Source organism: Thiofractor thiocamini, from assembly GCF_055384375.1.
This window is the reverse complement of the sequence record NZ_AP042389.1, coordinates 943,072-963,867: the sequence shown is the minus strand read 5'-3', so window position 1 is coordinate 963,867 and position 20,796 is coordinate 943,072. Positions and strand designations below refer to the sequence as shown.

General features: G+C 34.3%; 23 protein-coding genes. 15 read left to right on the top strand and 8 right to left on the bottom strand.

The features are described 5' to 3' along the window. Nucleotides 1-13: 13 nt before the first annotated feature. Genes ACZ47B_RS04875 through gatC form a run of 4 tightly spaced genes read right to left on the bottom strand, consistent with a single transcriptional unit; the run spans nucleotide 14 to nucleotide 2,915 of the window. Entirely contained in the window at nucleotides 14-580 is a 567-nt protein-coding gene (locus ACZ47B_RS04875) for a CvpA family protein (protein ID WP_464895558.1), read from the bottom strand. Then, a complete protein-coding gene (locus tag ACZ47B_RS04870; protein WP_464895557.1) occupies nucleotides 577-1,512 on the bottom strand; it encodes a GGDEF domain-containing protein in 936 nt (311 codons plus the stop codon). Before ACZ47B_RS04870 ends, ACZ47B_RS04875 begins: the two co-directional genes overlap by 4 nt. A 27-nt stretch (nucleotides 1,513-1,539) precedes the next feature. Then, on the bottom strand, nucleotides 1,540-2,616 hold the full coding sequence (locus tag ACZ47B_RS04865; protein WP_464895556.1) for a type IV pilus twitching motility protein PilT: 1,077 nt from the start codon (nucleotides 2,614-2,616) through the stop codon (nucleotides 1,540-1,542). Nucleotides 2,617-2,624: 8 nt separating this feature from the next. Then, on the bottom strand, nucleotides 2,625-2,915 hold the full coding sequence (gatC, locus tag ACZ47B_RS04860) for an Asp-tRNA(Asn)/Glu-tRNA(Gln) amidotransferase subunit GatC (RefSeq protein WP_464895555.1): 291 nt from the start codon (nucleotides 2,913-2,915) through the stop codon (nucleotides 2,625-2,627). 230 nt (nucleotides 2,916-3,145) lie between these two features. Between gatC and ACZ47B_RS04855 the strand changes: the two genes are divergently transcribed. Genes ACZ47B_RS04855 through hisG form a run of 6 tightly spaced genes read left to right on the top strand, consistent with a single transcriptional unit; the run spans nucleotide 3,146 to nucleotide 7,191 of the window. After that, nucleotides 3,146-3,748 carry a hypothetical protein gene (locus tag ACZ47B_RS04855; protein ID WP_464895554.1) on the top strand — a complete coding sequence of 201 codons (603 nt, stop codon included), beginning with the start codon at nucleotides 3,146-3,148 and terminating at the stop codon, nucleotides 3,746-3,748. A 12-nt stretch (nucleotides 3,749-3,760) separates the two neighbouring features. Beyond that, nucleotides 3,761-4,771, top strand: coding sequence for a hypothetical protein (locus ACZ47B_RS04850; RefSeq protein WP_464895553.1), 1,011 nt, complete (start codon nucleotides 3,761-3,763; stop codon nucleotides 4,769-4,771). Between the two features lie 7 nt (nucleotides 4,772-4,778). Then, the gene (locus ACZ47B_RS04845; protein ID WP_464895552.1) at nucleotides 4,779-5,606 is read left to right on the top strand and encodes a tyrosine-type recombinase/integrase; all 828 of its coding nucleotides are present in this window, start codon (nucleotides 4,779-4,781) and stop codon (nucleotides 5,604-5,606) included. Continuing rightward, nucleotides 5,603-5,935 (top strand): hypothetical protein, encoded by a 333-nt coding sequence (locus ACZ47B_RS04840; protein ID WP_464895551.1) that lies wholly within the window; start codon nucleotides 5,603-5,605, stop codon nucleotides 5,933-5,935. Before ACZ47B_RS04845 ends, ACZ47B_RS04840 begins: the two co-directional genes overlap by 4 nt. A gap of 27 nt (nucleotides 5,936-5,962) precedes the next feature. Beyond that, nucleotides 5,963-6,586, top strand: coding sequence for a type III pantothenate kinase (locus tag ACZ47B_RS04835; RefSeq protein ID WP_464895550.1), 624 nt, complete (start codon nucleotides 5,963-5,965; stop codon nucleotides 6,584-6,586). Next, complete coding sequence (gene hisG, locus ACZ47B_RS04830; RefSeq protein WP_464895549.1) at nucleotides 6,583-7,191, top strand: ATP phosphoribosyltransferase; 609 nt, start codon at nucleotides 6,583-6,585, stop codon at nucleotides 7,189-7,191. Before ACZ47B_RS04835 ends, hisG begins: the two co-directional genes overlap by 4 nt. Here hisG and uvrC read toward each other — a convergent pair. From uvrC to ACZ47B_RS04815, 3 genes are read right to left on the bottom strand one after another with little or no spacing between them, the layout of a single operon-like run. After that, nucleotides 7,177-8,955: an excinuclease ABC subunit UvrC gene (gene uvrC, locus ACZ47B_RS04825; protein ID WP_464895548.1), complete on the bottom strand. Its 1,779-nt coding sequence runs from the start codon at nucleotides 8,953-8,955 to the stop codon at nucleotides 7,177-7,179. The genes hisG and uvrC overlap by 15 nt on opposite strands. Next, entirely contained in the window at nucleotides 8,949-9,464 is a 516-nt protein-coding gene (locus ACZ47B_RS04820; RefSeq protein ID WP_464895547.1) for a DUF1858 domain-containing protein, read from the bottom strand. Before ACZ47B_RS04820 ends, uvrC begins: the two co-directional genes overlap by 7 nt. A 3-nt stretch (nucleotides 9,465-9,467) precedes the next feature. Continuing rightward, nucleotides 9,468-10,277 carry a glutamate cyclase domain-containing protein gene (locus ACZ47B_RS04815; RefSeq protein WP_464895546.1) on the bottom strand — a complete coding sequence of 270 codons (810 nt, stop codon included), beginning with the start codon at nucleotides 10,275-10,277 and terminating at the stop codon, nucleotides 9,468-9,470. Nucleotides 10,278-10,574: 297 nt separating this feature from the next. On the opposite strand from ACZ47B_RS04815, the gene ACZ47B_RS04810 reads away from it, so the two are divergent. Then, entirely contained in the window at nucleotides 10,575-11,363 is a 789-nt protein-coding gene (locus ACZ47B_RS04810) for a putative hydro-lyase (RefSeq protein ID WP_464895545.1), read from the top strand. Here ACZ47B_RS04810 and ACZ47B_RS04805 read toward each other — a convergent pair. After that, nucleotides 11,347-11,604, bottom strand: a complete 258-nt coding sequence (locus ACZ47B_RS04805) for a hypothetical protein (RefSeq protein WP_464895544.1) — start codon at nucleotides 11,602-11,604, stop codon at nucleotides 11,347-11,349. The genes ACZ47B_RS04810 and ACZ47B_RS04805 overlap by 17 nt on opposite strands. A gap of 153 nt (nucleotides 11,605-11,757) precedes the next feature. Here ACZ47B_RS04805 and ACZ47B_RS04800 point away from each other — a divergent pair, with 153 nt between their 5' ends. The 8 genes from ACZ47B_RS04800 to ACZ47B_RS04765 all read left to right on the top strand — a co-directional run bounded on the left by ACZ47B_RS04800 (nucleotide 11,758) and on the right by ACZ47B_RS04765 (nucleotide 20,788). Beyond that, nucleotides 11,758-11,931: a hypothetical protein gene (locus tag ACZ47B_RS04800; RefSeq protein ID WP_464895543.1), complete on the top strand. Its 174-nt coding sequence runs from the start codon at nucleotides 11,758-11,760 to the stop codon at nucleotides 11,929-11,931. Then, nucleotides 11,918-13,363, top strand: coding sequence for an L-aspartate oxidase (nadB, locus tag ACZ47B_RS04795; protein ID WP_464895542.1), 1,446 nt, complete (start codon nucleotides 11,918-11,920; stop codon nucleotides 13,361-13,363). Before ACZ47B_RS04800 ends, nadB begins: the two co-directional genes overlap by 14 nt. Before the next feature lies 1 nt (nucleotide 13,364). After that, nucleotides 13,365-14,735, top strand: coding sequence for a sodium:proton antiporter NhaD (gene nhaD / locus ACZ47B_RS04790; RefSeq protein WP_464895541.1), 1,371 nt, complete (start codon nucleotides 13,365-13,367; stop codon nucleotides 14,733-14,735). 20 nt (nucleotides 14,736-14,755) lie between these two features. Then, complete coding sequence (gene guaA / locus ACZ47B_RS04785) at nucleotides 14,756-16,291, top strand: glutamine-hydrolyzing GMP synthase (protein ID WP_464895540.1); 1,536 nt, start codon at nucleotides 14,756-14,758, stop codon at nucleotides 16,289-16,291. A 409-nt stretch (nucleotides 16,292-16,700) separates the two neighbouring features. Then, nucleotides 16,701-17,654 carry a TAXI family TRAP transporter solute-binding subunit gene (locus ACZ47B_RS04780; RefSeq protein WP_464895539.1) on the top strand — a complete coding sequence of 318 codons (954 nt, stop codon included), beginning with the start codon at nucleotides 16,701-16,703 and terminating at the stop codon, nucleotides 17,652-17,654. Between the two features lie 6 nt (nucleotides 17,655-17,660). Then, nucleotides 17,661-19,466: a TRAP transporter permease gene (locus tag ACZ47B_RS04775; protein ID WP_464895538.1), complete on the top strand. Its 1,806-nt coding sequence runs from the start codon at nucleotides 17,661-17,663 to the stop codon at nucleotides 19,464-19,466. Nucleotides 19,467-19,784: 318 nt separating this feature from the next. Then, nucleotides 19,785-20,384: a pyridoxamine 5'-phosphate oxidase family protein gene (locus ACZ47B_RS04770; RefSeq protein WP_464895537.1), complete on the top strand. Its 600-nt coding sequence runs from the start codon at nucleotides 19,785-19,787 to the stop codon at nucleotides 20,382-20,384. Further along, entirely contained in the window at nucleotides 20,381-20,788 is a 408-nt protein-coding gene (locus ACZ47B_RS04765) for a thioredoxin family protein (RefSeq protein WP_464895536.1), read from the top strand. The genes ACZ47B_RS04770 and ACZ47B_RS04765 overlap by 4 nt, the downstream gene beginning before the upstream one ends. Nucleotides 20,789-20,796: the final 8 nt, after the last annotated feature.

Here is a 20,796-nt window from a genome sequence, read left to right as displayed (position 1 = left end):
ATCCCTGTTTTTTCTATTTGTTGCTTTGCGAACTGTTTTGTTCGGTTGTCAAAGTCTGTCCGATACTCTGCATGGCTTTTTTGGTATCATCAAATTTAAACTTGACTATATAGTTTCCACTTTTGATAAGATACGGATATATGTATGAATTTTTTAGCTTATTGTCTATATTGTCTTTGAAGATATCCATGCTTCTTAAAGCGAAAATAAGTATGGAAAAGAGCAGGAAGATTTTCAACGAACCTACCAAAAAACCCAAAACCCTGTTTAGCAGTCCAAGACCACTCAAGCTTACAAGCTTTGTAAACAAAAAGCCTACCAGGACCGATGCAAGCCAGAAAAGAAGAAGAGTAACCAAAAAACCTATAAAATATACTGAAGATTTGTTGTTGATATGATAAATGGAGTTATCTATCATATCTCCCACGCTTTGTGCATATCTGGAAGCTACAAAAATACCTCCCACTATACCCACTAAGCCAAATACCTCTTTTATCAATCCGCTAAACAATCCTTTGATACCGAATATCAAAAGAAGTATGCCAACAGATAGATCAAAAAATGAGATATTTTCCATCATATGATCTCCACTCTGTTTTTACCGTTATCTTTTGCTTTGTATAAAGCCTCATCCGCTCTTTCGATGATGCTGTCAATGCTGTCTTTCGCTTTGTGCTTTGTTATGCCGCCACTCATAGTGATCTTTATGGTACTGTTTTTATATATCAGTTTACTGTCGCCTATGGTTTTTAAAATTCTGTTAGCTATTTTTTCAGCCTCTTTTACATCTATCCTGTTCAAGACTACCACAAACTCTTCCCCTCCGAATCTGTAGGTTTTAACTTCACTTCTAAGGCTGTTTTTTAAGACTTTGGCTACATATATAAGTGTTTTGTCTCCGGCAATGTGACCGAATGTGTCATTGATCTTTTTAAAATCATCAAGGTCAAATATGATCAAAGAGAGATCAAGGTCTTTATCCTTTCCAAAATCAAGAATCGTTTCCAAATCTTTCAGCAAGGCTCTCTTGTTGTATAGTTTGGTAAGTGGATCTATGTTTGACTCTTTTTCAAGCTGAAGGATCTCTTCTTGAAGTTTTACGATCGTGCTGTCGGCTTCTTTCAGGGTTTTGAGTAAATTTTTATGAAAATCGTTAAAGCTCTCTAAAAGTTTGGTATTGTCAAGGTCTTCAAGGTCTTTTGTGATTTTACTTAAATCAATCGAACTTTTTTTGATATGCTCATTGGTTTTGCTGAACTCTTTTATCGACTCTTTTGCTATATGATAACAGCTATCGACCATTTTTGAATCTTGGTTATCTATGATGGGCTCGATGAGATAAGAGTTTTTCTTCATCAAGGCATCTATCTCTTTGTTTTTTCTATCCTTCAAGAACTCTTTGAAAGAGTCTTGATAATATTTTGGATACGGAGGTATGTTCAAATCTTTTAATCGTTTGAAAGCATCATCACCTATATGATTGATATAGTCGTTAAGTTCTTCGTTTTTCACTTTTTTTCCTTGTTTTGACAGAACATTTTACTGATAAGTTATACCTATGAGGTTTGCCAACTCTTGAGGCTGTGTTGAAAATCTTATCGCCGTATTTTTGTCTATCAAATTTTGTTTTATGGCTTCTACCATAGACTGTGTTTGCGTTCTCATTCCGGATTTCATTTGGTTTAACTGCATTTGTGAATATATCTGATGGATTTTGTTTTCTCTTATCAAGTTTGAAATAGCTGAATTTGTCAGCAGTATTTCAAGTATTGCAACCCTGCCTCCTCCCATTTTTGGAAGAAGACTCTGCGAAATGATAGCGGTTAGTGAAGTTGAGAGCATATTTCTTACTTGTATCTGTTCTCCTCCTTCAAAACTATCAACTATCCTGTTTACCGTTTGGACTGCCGAGTTTGTGTGCAAAGTGGCAAAAACGAGGTGACCGGTTTCAGCTGCCGTTATAGCTGTAGAGATGGTTTCCCTGTCTCTCATCTCACCGACAAGTATGATATCAGGATCCTCTCTCAAAGAAAATTTCAAACCGTTTGCAAAACTGTATGTATCCACCCCTACATTTCTGTGTGAAAAAAGAGATTTTTTATTTTGATGTATAAATTCCACCGGATCTTCGATGGTTATGATATGTTTTTCTTCCGTTAAGTTGATTTCATTGAGCATCGCTGCAAGTGTTGTCGACTTACCGCTACCGGTAGGTCCTGTTACAAGTATGAGACCTTTTTCTTTTTTTACTATATCTTTAAAGATTTCCGGTAGTTTTAATTCATCGATAGAAGGTATATGCATAGGAATAGTTCTAAAAGCTGCCGCAATATCACCGTTCATAGTATAGTAGTAATTTGCCCTGAACCTTCCTATGCCTGGTAGTTCTATGGCAAAATCTAGCTCTTTGTTTTCTTCAAGTTCCTTTTTTTGCTTGTCTGTTATGAGTGAATAGCACATGGCTTCTGTGGTTTGTCCGGTAAGTTTAGGCAGATCCAAAGGTGTTAGTTTACCGTCGATTCTTATCTGAGGTTCGCTTCTGCTCACCAAGTGCAGATCCGAAGCTTTATACTCGGATATGGTTTTTAAAAGAGCTCTTATATCTATGCCTGCCATTTGTATCCTTACTCTATGATTTTTGGTACCACAAAAAAGCCATCTTCCTGTTCGGGTGCATTTTGCAGTATGATTTCTATAACTTCTTTGTTTTGCGAAGGTTCATCTTCTCTAAAAGGTGTCCCGCCCTCTAGGGTCGCAAATGATGCATCTTTGTCGTCCAGGTCAAGTTCATTCAAATTTTCCACAAAATTGACAATCTCACTTAGGTTATCTATGGTTTCTTCTTTTTTTTCCGGCTTGATTTCAATATTTGATAAAATTTCTAGTTTTTTCAATATTTTTTGATCTACTTTCACCTGAACTATCTCCTTGCATATACATATCCATTTATATAAAATTTCGCTATTATATCAAAACAAATTTGAAACTATGCTTTGTAATATTGCAAATATAGGCAATACTTATATACAAGTTAAAAGCAAAAAATATACCAAGTCTTATATCCTTCGCCGCTGAAAGATGTGATATAATGCGAGTTTAATTTTAGTTATGTTAGTATGCTAAAAATTTTTTTAAGGAATTTATTTTGAGTTTAAAAGAAGATTTGAAAGCAGTTAAAGAAGAGTTAAATACTGAAGAACAGTTTTTAGAAGGGCTTATTAGGGCTGAGAGATTTTATAAAAAATATAAAAAACCCATCATCGCATTGGCTGCTGTTTGTGTGATCGCATTTATAGGGTTTTCAATCAAGTCATATATGGATGAAGCCAACTTGAAAGCTGCCAATATAGCTTACCTTAAACTTATCAAAAATCCAAATGACAGTGAAGCCGCAAAAACTCTAAAAGATAAAAATATCAACTTATACTATGCTTATAAATTGCAAGTTTCTTCTAAAAACGGTGATGTAAAAGCTTTACAGGAAGTGAAAAACGGTGCAAAAGATATATACATATCCGATTTGGCTGATTATCAGTTAGCATCACTCAGTAAAAAGCCGACTGCTCTAAGCGGATATGTAGACAGTTCAAAAGCCGGACTTCTTAAAAACTTCGCTTTATTGGAAGATGCATATCTTTTGTTAAAAGAGAAAAAGAATGATCAAGCCAAGATCAAGCTCTCATCTATAGAGCTGGACTCACCTCTTAAGAATATAGCCAAAAACTTAGAACATTTTATAAAATATTAAGGTTTTAAAAATATGAAAAAAATATTTAGTCTTATAAGCGTATCAATATTTGTTTTATTGATTGCAGGTTGCTCATCAAAGTCTTTGTACGAACCGCAAAAAACTGCAGGAAGTGTCAGTTATGATGGAAGTCTGCCAGCCCCCATAGTAGATGTAACAAGAAGTGGGGCTACCTTGGCAAATGGGCAGATAATATCGAAAAAAACAGGTCTTACGGATATTTTCATACCTAAAAAAGACAGGTTTTTAAACGTTCAAAACGAGCTAGTCATATATACGACTCCCATGGGAAAACTGACTATAAAAGATAAAAACAACCGTGTGATTTTCAGCCATGATTTTTCAAAAATGATAGCAAGTGCCTCTTTGAAAAAAAATATATTGGCCTTGGTGTTTGCAGACAATAGTTTGGGAGCTTATGATATAGATAAAAATGAGATGAAGTTTTCTAAAAAACTTGATGATGTATATGCTCTTGATGCAAGGATAGTAGCTCCTTATTTTTTGGGAAAACTGATAGTGTATCCGACGCTTGATGGAAGATTGGTTATAGTCGATTCGTCACACTTTAGGGTTATAAGAGACATAGTGGTAAGCTCGAAACCATATTTTAACAATGTGATTTTCATGGATGTGCTAGATAACAGACTCGTTGCAGCTACTGCAAACAGGGTCATATCCATAGATCCCAAGTCGGTCTCATTTATGAATGTAGGTGTAAAAGATATTATTTTTCTTGGAGAGAGAGTATTTATATTTACAAAAGACGGGAAAATCATACTGGCAAATTCTAACTTGAAAAGACTAAAAGAGAGAAAATTCAAATTTGCAAACTTTTCAACCGCTATTTACGGACAATTCATATATGTCATAGAAAAAAACGGATATTTGATAGCGACAGATAAAGATTTGATAACGACAAATGTATACAAGCTTCCAAATGCCATAGACAATCTTATGTTTACTACAAGTGACACCCTTTATTACGATGACAAGTACTTTAAGCTCAATAAAATAAAGTAAGGCTTTTATGTCAGACACCCTTGAAGCTTTTATGGAGTACATAACGGTAGTAAAAGGGCTTTCAAAAAAAAGTATAGAAGCTTACGGCAGTGACTTGAATGAATTTGAAACATTTTTAAAAAAGGATATCATTTATGCCGATATGGATGATATACTTGATTTTTTGGGAACTTATACAAATCGTAACACTATAAATAGAAAACTTTCATCCATAAACGCTTTTTTCAAATTTTGTGAAAAAGAAGACTACATAGAGAACAGACCGGTTTTAAAGCAATTAAAAAGCAGTAAAAAACTGCCTTCATTGCTTGAGTACGATGATATATTGAAAGGTTTGAAACTTATAAAAAAAGATAGTTGGATAAATTACAGGGATTATGCCTATATCATTTTTCTATATGCTACGGGAGCCAGGGTAAGTGAATCGATCGATATAAAAAAAGATGACATTAATGACGGATGGTTAAAGATAAGAAATGCAAAAGGGGACAAACAAAGAATCGTCCCTATAGCAAAAATCGCTTTAAAGGCGCTGGATGAGTATCTAAACAAAAGAGAAAAAAAGAGTGAATATATCTGGATAAATTATCAGGGAAAGAAGATGAGTAGGATTACCGCCTTTAATATAACCAAAAAATATCTCGGAGTCTCTCCCCATGTTCTTAGACACTCATTTGCCACGTCTTTGGTCTTAGGTGGAGCGGATTTGAGAGTCGTGCAGGAACTTCTTGGTCATTCAAGCATACTTACAACCCAGATATATACCCATATCCAACAAAAAAATCTTGAGCAGACCGTGAGAGATTTCCATCCCTTGTCAAAGGATCATATTTGAAAGAGATAGTAGAATTTTTATCTAAAAAAAATTTGATTTTTAAAAAACTTCATAAAATTGATATAAAACTTCTTGGAAGTAGAAAAAAGATCGATATTTATGAAGGAGTTGACACAAAGTCAAATTATACCGCTGTATTTAAGGTGGATGCAAAGAGCAGATTTTTGGTAAAAAATGGTGAAGATATATCATCTTTGCTCCAAAAACTGATAAAATTACAAAATCATAATTACAAAAAAAAGATACTTATCATAAGTTCACCTTTGTGCTCGAAAGCAAAGGCTTATCTTGAAGATTTAAAATGGAAGATTTATAAAATTGAGAATTGAAAATTGAGAATGGAGAATTGATATAAGATGTTATTGTGTGAAATAGGCAATACAAACATACACTTTTACAAAAAAGGTGCCAGTTGGAGTGAAAAAGCAAATGTTAAAAATATTTTACAAATAAAAGAGAAGTTTTACTATATAAATGTCAATGAAAGCTTGAAACCAAAACTTGAAGGTTTGGAAAACGGTATGGATTTGAAGCCGTATATAAAAATCGATACGGCATATAAAGGTCTTGGCATAGATAGAGCAGCAGCTTGCAAGGCGATTGATGATGGAGTTATAGTTGATGCGGGAAGCGCTATTACTGTTGATATCATGGCGGGAGGATTACACCTTGGTGGATATATTATGCCGGGGCTTTTTGCTTTGCAAAAAAGCTTTGCATCTATTTCACCGAGATTGGATATGACTATCAATCCAAACACACCACTTGATCTGCTTCCGCAAAATTCTCTCGAAGCTATAAGTTACGGAGCGATAAAACCGATCATACTTATGCTCAAGGAGAGTCAAAAAGACAAAAGATTATATTTTACCGGCGGTGACGGGAAATTTTTTGCAAAATTTTTTGACAATGCCATATATGACAGCAGCCTTGTTTTTAAAGGCATGTTAAAGACTATAAAGGAAAAAGGAATAGTATGATAACCGTAGCTTTACCAAAAGGAAGAATTGCTGAAGAGACTTTAGATATATTTGAAAAAATATTTGATAAAAAGTTTATCTTTGAAGATAGAAAACTTATCTTAGAAGAACAAGATTTTACATTTTTGCTTGTAAGAAACCAAGATGTTCCGACATATGTTTTGCATCAAGCGGCAGATGTAGGTGTAGTAGGACTTGATGTACTTACTGAAAAAGAGCTTGATTTGGTTGATTTGTTGGATTTGAAGATAGGAAAATGCAAAGTTTGCGTGGGTATGAAAAATGAGGATAGTTTGGATATCAACAAGCCAAGCATAAAAGTTGCGACAAAGATGGAAAATATAGCAAGAAAACACTTCTCTTCAAAAGCTATGGCGGCAGAGATCATAAAACTTTACGGATCTATCGAACTTGCTCCGCTTGTGGGGATGTGTGATGCCATAGTCGATATAGTTGAAACAGGAACAACCATGAAACAAAATGGTTTGAAAGTAGTAGAAACCATCATGGACTCATCAGCTCACTTGATAGCCAATAAAAACAGTTTTATATCCAAAAAGAGTGAAATATTAAGCTTGTATGATAAAATCTCAAAGTTTATTTAACTTCGAAGTTATTTTCCCTATAACTTTTTCTATCTCCTCTTTTGATGCTTTTTCTATGGCTTCAAAGGTTCCGAAGTAGTTTAAAAGTTTTGCTACTTTAGCTTTGCCTATACCTTTTTTCTCCAAGAGGGAGATTTTTTTATCATTTTTAAGTTTTTGGCTTCTATGAAATTTTATAGCAAACCTGTGGGCTTCATCCCTTAGTTTTTGGATGAAAAGTTTACACTCATCCTCATCTTTTAAAGTGATTTCTCCGCCAACTCCATATATCTTGTCTTTTGCTTTACCTTTGCTTCTTACAGTTCTCTTGCCGCTTTTCTCTTTCGATATGGCTATAAGATCTATATCTACCCCAAAACTTTCACATATATCTTTTGCAAGGTTTAGTAAAGTCATACCACCATCTATCACCCAAAGATCAGGAGGAGGATTTTTCTCAAAACTTTCACATCTTTTACTTAAAAGCTCTCTCATCTGTGCGTATTCATCTTTGCTTGATAAGTTGTAGTGTCTGTATTTTGACTTTATAAAGCTGTTTTCATAAAAGATCATAGAACCTACCGGTGATGAACCTTGTAAGTGAGAGTTGTCATAAGCTTCTATGGTGTAAGGAGTTTTGGATAATTTTAGTTTTTCTTTTAAAAATTTTTTAAACGATATATCCTCTTTTTTCTCTTTGAGTGATTCTATAGCGTTTTGGTGTGCTATGTTTAAAAGTTCCTTTTTTGCTCCTCTTTTTGGTGTGATGATATGTATCTTTTTTGAACTTTTTTTGTTGATAAAATCTTCCAAAAGTTTTAATTCGTTAAAATCTTCTCCGACTATGATACTGTTTGCGATGATAGGCTTATCATCTTTGTAAAACTCTAAAATTGCACTTTTGTATATCTCATCTTTACTAAAACCGTTATCGTTTTTTAGTCTATTTGAAACGATGGATACGATTTTGCCGTCTCTTACAAAAATTTTAACAAGGACAGCCTTCGTCTCTTTTGTAAAAACATAAAAAAGATCCAAATGATCAGAATTTTTCATATCTATCTGAGAAAAAATAGTACTGTTTTTTATCCTTTGGAGTGCATCTCTAGCTTTTGCCGCTTCTTCAAAAAGTTCACTTTCGGCATAAAAATCCATCTTCTTTTTTAATTTTTCTACTATAAGGTTTTTATTTTTCAAAAGTATAAGAGAATTTTGCACTATCTTTTTATACTCATCTTTGCTGATTTTACCTTCACAAGGTGCTAGACATCGTTCTATCTGATAAAAAAGACAAGCTTTTTTTCCTTTTAAACATCCTTTTTTTTGAACAAGCGGATTTAACTCGTAAATTGCACTTAGTATATCTCTTGCTGCGGTAGTGAAAGGACCGAAATATTTGATGTGCGATCCTTTTTGAACATGTCTTGTTATCTCAAATCTTGGAAAATCCTCATTTAAATCTATGTAGATATACGGATAAGTCTTATCATCTCTTAGGAGTATATTGTACTTCGGTTTCAACTGTTTTATGAGAGAGTTTTCTAGGATGAGAGCGTCATGTTCGCTTTTAACCACGATATACTCAAGAGATGTGGCTTGAGTTATCATATTGTGTATGCGAGCGGACAGTCTTGGAGATGGTAAGAGTTCTGGGGTAAAACTGAAGTAGCTTTTAACCCTGTTTTTCAAGCTTTTTGCTTTTCCAACATATAGTAATTTACCATTTTTATCAAAAAATTGATAAACTCCGGGCTCATTTGGAAGGTTTTGTATCTTTTTTAACATTTTTTTACAAAAGTTTCAAACTCTTTATTGCTCTTTTGCCTGCAAAAAACTTCATAACCCTTTTTCTCATACTCTTCTATCAAAGGTTCAGGTTTAAAGTCTGATACTATCTTTAAAACCTCCCCTTTTTCAAACTTTTTGAGTATTTTGGATGAGATAGCCAAAGGGTTTTTATCTTCATTTAAAAGTTCATTTGCATTTATACTCTCTTTTGGTGCTATTTCTTTTATCCAATTCTGTGTATCTAGTGGAGTATTATTGGTTGTATTATTATCGGTATCTATAGGCTCTTGTCCCACCGCAATCCTTAGTTGATTTAGTAAATTTTCAGGTTTCATGCCCCCGACTATGGCAGCTTGTTTAACGGTAGCTACTTTTGCTAAAGTTCTTTTTAGGACAGGATTGTTTAGTTTTTTAAATTTTGGATTTATCTTTATAAGTATATCTTTCATATTTTCATAGTCGTTTAACAGTTCGGCGACTGTTGTGCTCATAGTTATCTTTTTCACTTTTTAGACTCCTTGCTTAGAGATGCCCTTTAAACTGTTTAATATCTCTTTTTCTATTTCCCAATCTTTTGCATCGACTGATTTTTCGGACTTTTTTGTTATGCCGTCTATCGCACCTTTTTTTAAAATATGCTCCATATAGTTATCGACCTCTTCAAAGGTCGGTAAAAGTTTTTTATCCAACAAAGATATAAGTGCATAAGCTCCCCAGTTTGATACAGAAGCTATCAAAGGTATATCGCATGTTACTATGGAGTGAAATTTTGTATCTTTAAAATGCTCTTTAAAGTTTCCCATACCTATCTCATTGCCTCCATCACCTATGGCGACAGTAGGAGCAGTTGAAGACCCAAGCATAAAAAGCTCATCAATATCGGCTGTGTAAGCTGTAATAGGATCTAACTTATGGTTTATATACTCTTTTTCTCTGTTTTGTCCGCATCTTTCACATGATATATGAAGTACAGGATTGTATGATTGCAGTAGATCCGTATATAGATTTTTATTGTTCTTGTTTATGGGTATGTATAAAGTTTCAATATCTACAAAAAAATCTTTACAGTAAATGTCAGTTATAATTATAGGGAAAAAATCAAGCTTCGCAAAAGCTTTTGCCAAAAAGTATGTACCTATAGGACCGTCAGTTTCAGCACTCCCGTCAACATAAAAACCGGTATACAAAAAAACTACCCCTCTTTTACTTTTTTTTACAAGGGCAGAAGCTTTTTCATACTCGTTTTGCGGATATTTTTCTTTTATTTTTTCTATACCTCTGGTAGAATATTGTAGTATAATGTCATATATGTTTTTCATAATAATACCATTCCCAACTAAAGAGTATATATTTTAAATAAAAGATAAGCTGTCAGATGCAAGGCAAAAGTTTGCAGGACTACTTGTAGGTAATTCAAAAACTTTTAACGCAGTCAGATGATGGCTTATCTTTTACCAAAGGCAAACATATTGTATCATATTGCTTCGTTACATTTCCTTGAATTAGCTATGGCTAGTACTTCGAAAATGTGCCTCGCACTATAATACAATATGTTTGTTTAAAATATATACTCTTTAGTTGGGAATGGTATAATATTATATCCAAAAAGGTTGAAAATGAATCCAAAAGAGTTAAGAAAAGCTATAAGCAGCGGTAAATTTGCAAGAGCGACCGCCGGAGTATGCCCCGGTTACGTTCAGACAAATATGGTCGTACTCCATAAAAGATATAAGGAAGATTTTGAAAAATTTTGTAAATTAAACAGCAAAGCCATACCGCTTTTGGAAGTGGTTGAAGATGGCTTTCATACTTCATTTTTAGCCGATAACGCCAATCTTTTGGACGAACTTCCAAAGTACAATATCATAAAAAACGGAGAAGTTATAAAAATCGTTAAGGATATAAAAGAGTTTTACGATAGTGATATGGTATTTTTTCTTATTGGTTGTAGTTTTACTTTTGAAAACTCTTTGATAGATGCCGGTATACCTTTAAGACATGTGGAAAATTGTCAAAATGTATCTATGTACAATACTGATATAACCTTAAAAAGCGTAGGTGATTTTAAAGGGAAGATGGTCGTTAGCATGAGGCCGATAAAAAAAGAGTTGATACCGCTTTGTTATGAAGTGACTTCACACTATCCAAAGATGCATGGAAGTCCTTTGCATCACGGCGATCCAGGAGAGATAGGCATAAAAGATATAGATTTGCCCGATTATGGAGACAAAGTTGAGATAAAAGATGGCGAAGAGCCTGTTTTTTGGCCTTGTGGGGTTACTCCGCAAAATGTTTTAAGAGATATGAAGATAGAGTTTGCCATCACTCATACTCCTGGGCATATGTTTGTAACCGATAGACAAGATAGTGAGTTTTACGAAACTGATGCTAAGCAGTTTGAATAATTTTTTTTATATCTTCAAATATCTTTTTTAATTTTTCATTATCAGTTTGGATTTCAAATTTGCCCTTCGCTCTCTCTTTGTAGATGAGTTTTTCTTCTTTGAGATTGACATTTTCATCTTCCATTTTATTGCTGACAAAGCTTCTTATATCCTTAAATTCCAAATCTTTACACGCCAACTCTCTCTTTTTTAACTCTTTTAATGCTCCCTTTATTAAATTAACATTATAATTAAATTCCATTTTATAACCTGGATGATTTAGAACAAAAAACAAAATGTTGTTTTTTATATACATAAACAAAACGGCATTTTGAAGTCTAGGAGGCAGAAGAGACTTGATCTTTTCAAAGCATTTGACGGTTTTTAATTTGGCATATAAAGGTTGGTTTTTTAAATGATTTATTATATTAGAAGATTTTTTCATGTGATTATTATAGCAAATTTACTGCTGTTTTTTAGTGGATGCGGATACAAAAGTGCACCTGTTTATCAAAATGGTGATAAAAGTAAGCAGTATCTCTCAAAAAATCATACTACGATCAAGGTAAGAAATATTGCAAATATATGATGTTTTAATTGTAGGTGCCGGTATCGCCGGCTTGAATGCAGCCGTTAATTTACCTCAAGATAAAAAAGTATTGATACTTTGCAAAGAAAATTCATGGGATTGCAACACTTTTTACGCTCAAGGCGGTATAAGTGTGGCAGTAGATGAAGATGATGTCCAAGCCCATATACAAGATACTTTAAATGCCGGTGCCGGACTTTGTGATAAAAAAGCTGTGGAAGTGATGTGCAGCGAAGGAAGAAGTGCCGTAGAATCTTTGATAAAAAGAGGATTTAGGTTTGATACTGACGAAAAAGGAAATCTTCTCTACACTAAAGAAGCCGCACATTCTCGCAACAGGATAGTTCATGCAGGTGGAGACGCCACAGGTAGAGAAGTGCATCTGTTTCTCATGCAAAACAATCCACATCCTTTGATGTATAAAACCACCGTAGTTGATATATTGAAAAAAGATGACCAAGTTCATGGGGTAAGAGTTTATCATCAGGGAAAATTTAAAAATATATACACTAAAAACCTTATCATAGCAAGCGGCGGCATAGGCTCTCTTTACGAGTATCATACAAATGCAAGAACGATAAGTGCAGATTTGCAGGGCTTGGCGCTGGAGTGTGGCTGTGAGCTTAGGGATATGGAAATGACCCAGTTTCATCCGACTGTTTTTGTTAGCATGGAAAAAGCGAGAAAACAACTTCTAAGCGAATCGCTAAGAGGAGAGGGTGCGTATGTGGTCAATGAAAAAGGTGAAAGGTTTTTGTTTGATTATGATAAAAGAGGAGAGCTAAGCCCCAGAGATATAGTAAGCAGAGCCATATATGACTACAAGCAAAAGCACAAAGGTGATATAGTCTATCTCTCTTTTGAAAATTTTGAAAAAGAGTTTTTCAAACAGAGATTTCCTACTATTTACTACAATCTAAAAGGCTTGGGATTTCATCTACCTGAAGACAGGGTACCTATCTCTCCCGCATTTCACTACTCTATGGGTGGTATAAAGTGTGATATAGATGCAAAAGTGGAAAATTTTAAAAACCTTTATGTTGCAGGGGAAGCAGCCAATACTAGGGTGCACGGCGCTAACAGACTAGCAAGCAATTCACTGTTGGAGGGTCTTGTTTTTTCTATAAGAGCAGTAAAAAATATAGTTGATAACAAAGATGATTTTATGCCGATTAAATTTGAGGAAAAAGATGAAATTTTATTTGGTGATGGTGATAAAGCCTTAAAAAATGAACTAAGAGAGCTGATGTGGGAGAAAGTCGGCATAATCAGAGAAAAAAAAGAGTTAAATAAAGCTTTAAGTAGGGTTGAAGATATGCTTTGTCAAAATATCGGTAAACTTTTAAAACTTAGACTTATAACTTCAAAAGAGATCATAAAAAGTGCTTTAAAAAGAGAGAAGTCTCTTGGAGCACACTATATAAAGGAGTAGTATGAAAGCGTTATGGGTATTGTTGGGATTGGTCGGTACTCTTTTTGCAAGTGAAGGTGCCAAAGCGGCATCAGGTGCGGTTGATCTGACCGGCAGCTGGGTAGGTATAGTCTGTTTGGCTATATTCGTACTTGGATACTATACTATAGCTATGGAAGAGAAGTATCATATAAACAAGGCAAAAGCAGCTCTGTTTATCGGTACTTTTATGTTTATGCTTATAGGTTTTTACTATGCTATAAACGGAATGAACAAAGACTATCTTCACGAAGAACTTGGCAGGTTAATACTTGAGATTTCAGAGATTTTCTTCTTCTTGTTTGTTGCTATGACTTATATTGAGACGATGATAGAGCGAAATGTATTTGAAGTTTTAAAGTATAAGCTCATCTCAAGAGGATATACATACAAGAAAATTTATTGGATAACAGGACTTTTGGCATTTTTCATCTCTCCTGTTGCAGATAACTTAACTACTGCTTTGATACTATCAACTGTTTTGGTTACCATAGATAGAACTCATAAAGAGTTTTTGGTACCCGGTGCTATAAACATAGTTGTAGCTGCCAATGCCGGTGGTGCTTGGTCACCGTTTGGTGATATAACTACACTTATGGCTTGGACTGCCGAAAAAGGAACCGTTATAGACTTTTTGGCACTTTTCCCGGCGGCAATTGTCGGATGGTGGCTTACCGCATTTTTACTAAGCAGAGTTGTTCCTGAAGGTCAGCCTCATTTTGATATACATACTACTGAAAAACTTGAGCTTAAACCCGGAGCAAAAACTGTCATATACCTTGGTGTAGCCACTATACTTACAGCTGTTTTTACTCATACTTTCTTTCATTTTACACCTGCATGGGGTATGATGTTTGGCCTGTCTCTTTTGAAACTCCACTCTTATAGGATCAAAAAGAAGTGCGATGATCCATATAATGTTTATATCAATATGGAAAAAGTTGAGCATGACACTCTCTTCTTTTTCTTCGGTATTTTATCCGCTGTTGGAGCATTACACTTTTTAGGTTACCTTGAGTATGTTGTGAAGCTTTATGATATCATAGGGGATATAGCAGGAAACGTGGGGGTTGGTTTTGTTTCAGCTATCATAGACAATGTTCCTGTTATGAGTGCGATCCTAAAAGCAAATCCGCCTATGGATGATGCCCAATGGATGCTTGTAACCATGACAGCCGGTATCGGAGGAAGTCTTATAAGCTTTGGAAGTGCCGCAGGTGTCGGAGTCATGGGTAAGATAAGAGGCATATATACTTTTGGAGCCCACATGAAATACGGCTGGACAGTCTTAGCGGGATATATAGTAAGTATCGCTATATGGTATGTACAATTTGAGATACTTGGAATTTACTAAAAAAATAAGGAAATACATAGATGAAAAATGTGCCGATAATAGTTTTGGATTTTGGTTCGCAATATACCCAGCTAATCGCAAGAAAACTTAGAGAAAACGGAGTTTACTCTGAAATAGTACCCTATAATGAAGATATAAAAAACATTAAGAAAAAAAATCCAAAAGGCATCATACTCTCAGGCGGTCCTGCTTCAGTATATGCAAAAGATGCTTATCATCCAGATAGTAAGATTTACGATCTTGGATTACCGATACTTGGGATTTGTTACGGAATGCAGCTTATCGTCCAGCATTTTGGAGGAGAAGTGGTACCGGCAAATTCACATGAGTATGGAAAAGCCACCCTTGTTTGCGAAGAACACCCTTTGTTTACAGATACTCCAAAAGAGCAGATAGTATGGATGAGTCATGGTGATAGAGTTGAAAAGTTGCCAGAAGGTTTTAAAAAGATAGCTCATAGTGATAACTCGCCTTACGCAGCGATAGCGGATGAGAGAAGAAAAGTGTATGCTTTTCAGTTTCACCCGGAAGTTCATCACAGCGAATATGGCTCAAAAATGCTCAAAAACTTTGCCAAATATATCTGTGGATGTGAAAGCACTTGGAATATGGGAAGTTTCGCAAAAGAGCAAATCGAAAAATTAAAAAAAGAGATAGGTGACGGCAAAGTACTATGCGCAGTAAGCGGAGGAGTGGATAGCTCTGTAGTTGCCGCACTTTTAAATGAAGCTATAGGAGATAAACTAGTAGCGGTTTTCATAGATACGGGACTTCTAAGAGCAAACGAGAGAGAATCAGTCGAAAATATGTTTAAAGCAAAGCTAAAAATCCCACTTATCACCATAGATGCAACTGATATATATCTTGAGAGATTAAAAGGCATAATCGACCCTGAAGAGAAAAGAAAGATCATAGGACACACTTTTATAGAACTGTTTGAAAAAGAAGCAAAAAAACATGATGATATAAAGTACTTAGCTCAAGGCACACTATATCCCGATGTTATAGAGTCTGTTTCAGTAAAAGGACCAAGTAAAACCATCAAATCTCACCACAATGTAGGAGGCTTGCCTGATTGGATGAAGTTTGAGTTGGTTGAGCCACTAAGAGAACTTTTCAAAGATGAAGTAAGAGAGCTTGGAGTGGAGCTTGGCATACCAAAAGAGATGGTTCAGCGACACCCTTTTCCCGGACCCGGACTTGCCATAAGAATTATGGGAGAAGTAAAACAAGAGAGCTTAGACCTTCTTAGGCGTGCCGATGTCATAATGCTCGAAGAGTTAAAAGCCAGCGGCTACTACACAAAAACTTGGCAAGCCTTCACAGTACTTCTAAATGTAAGCAGCGTAGGAGTCATGGGAGATAACAGAACCTATGACAATACAGTATGCGTAAGAGTAGTAGAAAGCGTAGACGGCATGACAGCCACCTTCGCCCACCTCCCCCACGACCTCTTAGAACGAATGAGCACAAGAATCATAAACGAAGTAGACGGCATAAACAGAGTAGTCTACGACATAAGCTCTAAGCCCCCTGCGACTATAGAATGGGAGTAAAACCGTAAGGAAAAATGACAACTGCTTGTCGTTTTTTAGGTTTTACTGTAGCTTTTTGTGTTGAGCCCGAAAACTAAGAGTTTTCGTGGTGAAACCTAAAAGCTACTGAGTACCTTGAAGTAAATCGTGGCGAGTGAAACGAGGTAGATTTACGGTTAGTTTAACGAAGTTAAACAAAGTAAAATATACCCGTTAAAAAATGACAATCGTTTATTATGTTTATATTTTCGGTTTTTTTGTATATTTTTTCATTAGCAATTTGAATTAAAATAATATCAGCTATAAATCTGAGAGTAAAACTTAAAAAACAGTATTAGATTTGCCTATCTTTATATTTACCGATCCTACACTTAAGAAACCATTAATTTTGAATTGCTATAATTTAAAAATTTTTGCTAAAGGAATGTAGATGAAAATATTTAAGGTTATAATACTTTTTGTAGTAGTTACACTAGGACTAAATTTGTATGCATCAAGCACGAGAGTTACACTTAAGGCTGCCAAGTCCACATCATCATATTATCAAATGGCGGTACAAATTGGTGAAAATATAAACAAAGAAACAAATGGAAAACTAAGTATAACTATTGAAGAGAGCCAAGGGTCTGTTCAAAATGTTAAAGAGGTAAAAAAAAGAACAGGAAATTATGTTTTTACAACACCTCCTGTACTTGTTAAGCTTGCACTTGCAAAAAAGGCTATGTTTAAAAATGACAATACAAATGCTTATAAAAAGATAAGAAGTCTATTTCCTATTCCTTTTTTAACCATGCATATAGTTGTTAGAGCTGATGCCGGTATAAACAATTTTTCAGATTTGGCAGGTAAAACTATTTTGATTGGAAAAGGAAGTTTTGGAGCAAAAGAAGCAAAAAAATATATGAAACTTTTTGGTTTACAGGGAAAGGTGAAGCTGATAAATGCAGAGCTTTCAGGTGCCGTAGCAGCACTTAAAAATGGACAAATAGATGGATTTGCAACTGCAGGTTCATATCCTGCGCCAAATGTCATTGAAGCTGCAGCTAGCACTAAAATAAAAATTTTAAGCATGAGTGATGAGCAAATCAAAAAAACCAAAAGAAATAAATTAATTATCCCGGCAGGAACATATCCGGGTATAGATAAGGATGTTGTCACAACTACACTTCCTGTGGGTGTTTATACTACTACTAATATGAGTGAAGAGACCGCTTATGAGTTTACTAAAGCATTTTGGAAATCAAAGAAGAATCTTGAAAGACAGAGCGTATGGTGGAAAGCAATAACAATCAAAAATCTTAACATATTTAATGTCAAATTACACAAAGGTGCACTTAAATATTATAAAGAGATAAATGCAAATATTCCTTCTAAAATAAAATAATAGTTTATGAATATTCCCAAAACAAGGCTGCATTTAAGCAAAAATTTACTTGTAGCCTTTTTAGCCTTTATTACAGTAGGCTTTCATATATACCTTGTTTTTACAGGATTGGTGTCTAACTTAGTTAGTAGACCTTTACATCTGGCTTTGATTTTACCTTGGATCTTTTTATTTTCAAACAACAATAATATTTCGAAAACAACAAGATATATTGGCTATATACTGTTGGTTTTTGGTCTATTTTCTTCTTTTTATATTGTTTTCAATCATTTTGCACTCGAAGATCAGTATGGTTCACTTGAAGGTGGAATTCAATATTTTGTTGCGATTACACTTTTGCTTACAGTTCTAGAGTCAGCTAGAAGAGCTGTAAAATTAGCTCTCCCTCTAACTGCTTTGATAGCTTTATTGTATGGTCTTTTTGGACATTACATACCGGGTACTTTTGGGCACCAGAAGATTCCACTAGATAGTTTTCTAGGAACACTTGTAATAGCAGAAGGTGGGATATATGGAAGTTTAACAGGAATATCTGTTTCTGTAATAGCAGTTTTTGTTATATTGGGAGCATTTGTCGGTATCGGAGAAGGTGGCAATGGTTTTATGGCTATTTCAACAAAAATAGCTGGAAAACTAAGAGGAGGAGCGGCAAAAGTATCCATATTGGCTTCCGCTTTTTTTGGTTCAATTTCAGGTTCAGCTTCTGCAAATGTTGCATCAACAGGTGCTTTTACTATACCAACTATGAAAAGACTCGGATATCCTGTAAGTTTGGCTGCCGCAGTGGAAGCAGTTGCAAGCACCGGTGGACAAATTATGCCTCCGCTGATGGGTGCCGGTGCATTTATTATGGCTGAACTTTTAGGAGTTAAATATTCAATTATTATGGGAGCGGCAATATTTCCTGCTATACTGTTTTTCTTTACAGTATGGATTGGTGTAGATATTTTTGCAAAAAAATATAAACTTGAAGCTATGAGTGATGAAGAGATACCTTCTTTAAAAACTGTATTTAAACTATCACCATTTTTTCTTTTGCCTTTCTCTGTTTTGTTGATTGAACTATTAATACTAGGAAAAACTCCACAATATTCAGCTGCAATTGCAATATTTATAAGTTTTTTTCTTTTAGCTATAGACAGGAATTGGAATTTTTCTGCCAAAGAGTGGTTTTTAAAGTTTTTAAAATCTTGTATAGAAGCTTCAAGGCAAATTTCTGTAATAGCATCTGTTATTATTTGCGCAGGTATTATAATAGGTGTATTAAATATTACTGGAGTCGGTGTAAAAATAACATCTCAAATACTATTTTTATCAGGGGGACAACTATGGTTAGCTCTTATATTGACAGCAGGTGCCTGTCTAATACTAGGTATGGAAGTTCCTACTACCGCTGCATATATAATCTGTGTTGCTGTAGCAGGGCCAATTTTAGAGGATTTTGGTCTCTCTCCTTTGCAAACTCATTTGTTTATCTTTTGGTTTGCTCTGTTATCGACAATTACCCCACCTGTTTGCGGAACAGTTTTTATAGCTTCAGGAATAGCTCAAACAAATTGGCTTAAAGTTGCTTCCAAAGCTATGCGCTTAGGTATTGGCTTATATATTATTCCTATAGCTTTCATAGCAAATAAATATTTAATATTTCCTGACAAAAATTTTATTTTATCTATAGTTTCTTTTATAAAAATTTCTATTGGCTTGATATTTTTATCTTATGGCTTGGTTAATGATTCTAAGAAAATTATATTAAGAATACTAATAGCTTTAACTGGGCTTGTGGTTGTAATTTTTCCATTTTATAGTACATAGACTATATTATTCTTTATTATTCTTTATTATTCTTTATATAAATATGTATTTTTTATATGGTTTTGGGATATAATGGTAACAAGGTTATGCTATTGTTATCATCTAATTTTCTACTCTTAAAGGAGTAGAAAGTCATAATTTTGCCTTTAATCTTTCAGTGCTAAATCATAAATATTTTCTTAATCTTAACAAAAGCCTAAAAAATATTACGATATGATGGAAGTAGTACTTAGTAGAAGCCACTACGATGATAAAAAGATAATAGATATTGCTTTATGTTGTATATGATTAGAGATATTTTTGCCAAGGAAACACAATTTGAAACAGATATTTGAAATAAAAGATAAAAAAATCATAAAAGAAGTTTTAGAAAATGCAGAATTTGGAACATTAGCCATTTGCGATGAAAATAAGCCTTATAGCTTGCCTGTCAATTTTGTCGAGTTAGATGGTGAGATATATTTTCACGGATCAAAAAAAGGCAGAAAGATAGATATCTTAAAGAGAAACCAACTCGCTTCATTCTCGGTTGTAGAATCATACTCACTCATTCCTTCATATTTTAGCTCAAAAGAGGGGCTTGCCTGCCCGGCTACGCAATTTTTCAAGTCGGTTATCATAGATGGTCAAGTCAAATTTGTCGAAAATTATGATGAAAAAGTGCAGGCATTGTCCACTTTTATGAAAAAACTGCAAAAAGAAGGCGGATATCGGCCTCTTGATGAAGAGATATATAAAAAAGCGATAGATGCAACAACGGTTTATAAGCTGATACCAAATGAAACAAGAGCAAAGTTTAAATTTGGACAGCATTTAACCAAGGAGAGGTTTGATATGATAATAGAGCAGCTAGAATCAAGAGGTGATAAAAAAGATATACTTACGATAAAACTTATGAAAGAATTATGGAAAAAATGAAGATACTTTTGGCAATTTTTATAAGTATATCTTTTTTATATGCAAATCATGTAAAATGGTATGGCGATTATGACAAAGCACTAAAACAGGCTATTAAAGAGCATAAAGTTTTGATGGTTTTATTGATAAAAAATAATTGTTTAAAATGTAAAGATGCGGTGAGAGATATATTTACCGACAGAACTTATGTGGATAAGATAAACAGACTCATCGTGCCTGTTATAGTAAACATAGACAACAAATACAGTTATCCTATGGAAATGTACTATGCAAATAATTTTCCTACGCTCTTTTTTGTAAACAGTAGCAATGAAACTTTTATAGAAAAACCTTTGTATCCTGTCACAAGAAAAGATATACTAAAAATTTTAGATAAAATAAAACTTGCCAAATATTATAGGTAAAAGTGAGT

Coding starts and splice junctions, on each gene's coding strand:
- ACZ47B_RS04875 (WP_464895558.1), bottom strand. CDS start 580: ATGATGGAAAATATCTCATTTTTTGATCTATCTGTTGGCATACTTCTT.
- ACZ47B_RS04865 (WP_464895556.1), bottom strand. CDS start 2,616: ATGGCAGGCATAGATATAAGAGCTCTTTTAAAAACCATATCCGAGTAT.
- ACZ47B_RS04850 (WP_464895553.1), top strand. CDS start 3,761: ATGAAAAAAATATTTAGTCTTATAAGCGTATCAATATTTGTTTTATTG.
- ACZ47B_RS04845 (WP_464895552.1), top strand. CDS start 4,779: ATGTCAGACACCCTTGAAGCTTTTATGGAGTACATAACGGTAGTAAAA.
- ACZ47B_RS04835 (WP_464895550.1), top strand. CDS start 5,963: ATGTTATTGTGTGAAATAGGCAATACAAACATACACTTTTACAAAAAA.
- hisG (WP_464895549.1), top strand. CDS start 6,583: ATGATAACCGTAGCTTTACCAAAAGGAAGAATTGCTGAAGAGACTTTA.
- uvrC (WP_464895548.1), bottom strand. CDS start 8,955: ATGTTAAAAAAGATACAAAACCTTCCAAATGAGCCCGGAGTTTATCAA.
- ACZ47B_RS04815 (WP_464895546.1), bottom strand. CDS start 10,277: ATGAAAAACATATATGACATTATACTACAATATTCTACCAGAGGTATA.
- ACZ47B_RS04810 (WP_464895545.1), top strand. CDS start 10,575: ATGAATCCAAAAGAGTTAAGAAAAGCTATAAGCAGCGGTAAATTTGCA.
- ACZ47B_RS04805 (WP_464895544.1), bottom strand. CDS start 11,604: ATGGAATTTAATTATAATGTTAATTTAATAAAGGGAGCATTAAAAGAG.
- ACZ47B_RS04800 (WP_464895543.1), top strand. CDS start 11,758: ATGATTTATTATATTAGAAGATTTTTTCATGTGATTATTATAGCAAAT.
- nhaD (WP_464895541.1), top strand. CDS start 13,365: ATGAAAGCGTTATGGGTATTGTTGGGATTGGTCGGTACTCTTTTTGCA.
- guaA (WP_464895540.1), top strand. CDS start 14,756: ATGAAAAATGTGCCGATAATAGTTTTGGATTTTGGTTCGCAATATACC.
- ACZ47B_RS04780 (WP_464895539.1), top strand. CDS start 16,701: ATGAAAATATTTAAGGTTATAATACTTTTTGTAGTAGTTACACTAGGA.
- ACZ47B_RS04775 (WP_464895538.1), top strand. CDS start 17,661: ATGAATATTCCCAAAACAAGGCTGCATTTAAGCAAAAATTTACTTGTA.
- ACZ47B_RS04765 (WP_464895536.1), top strand. CDS start 20,381: ATGAAGATACTTTTGGCAATTTTTATAAGTATATCTTTTTTATATGCA.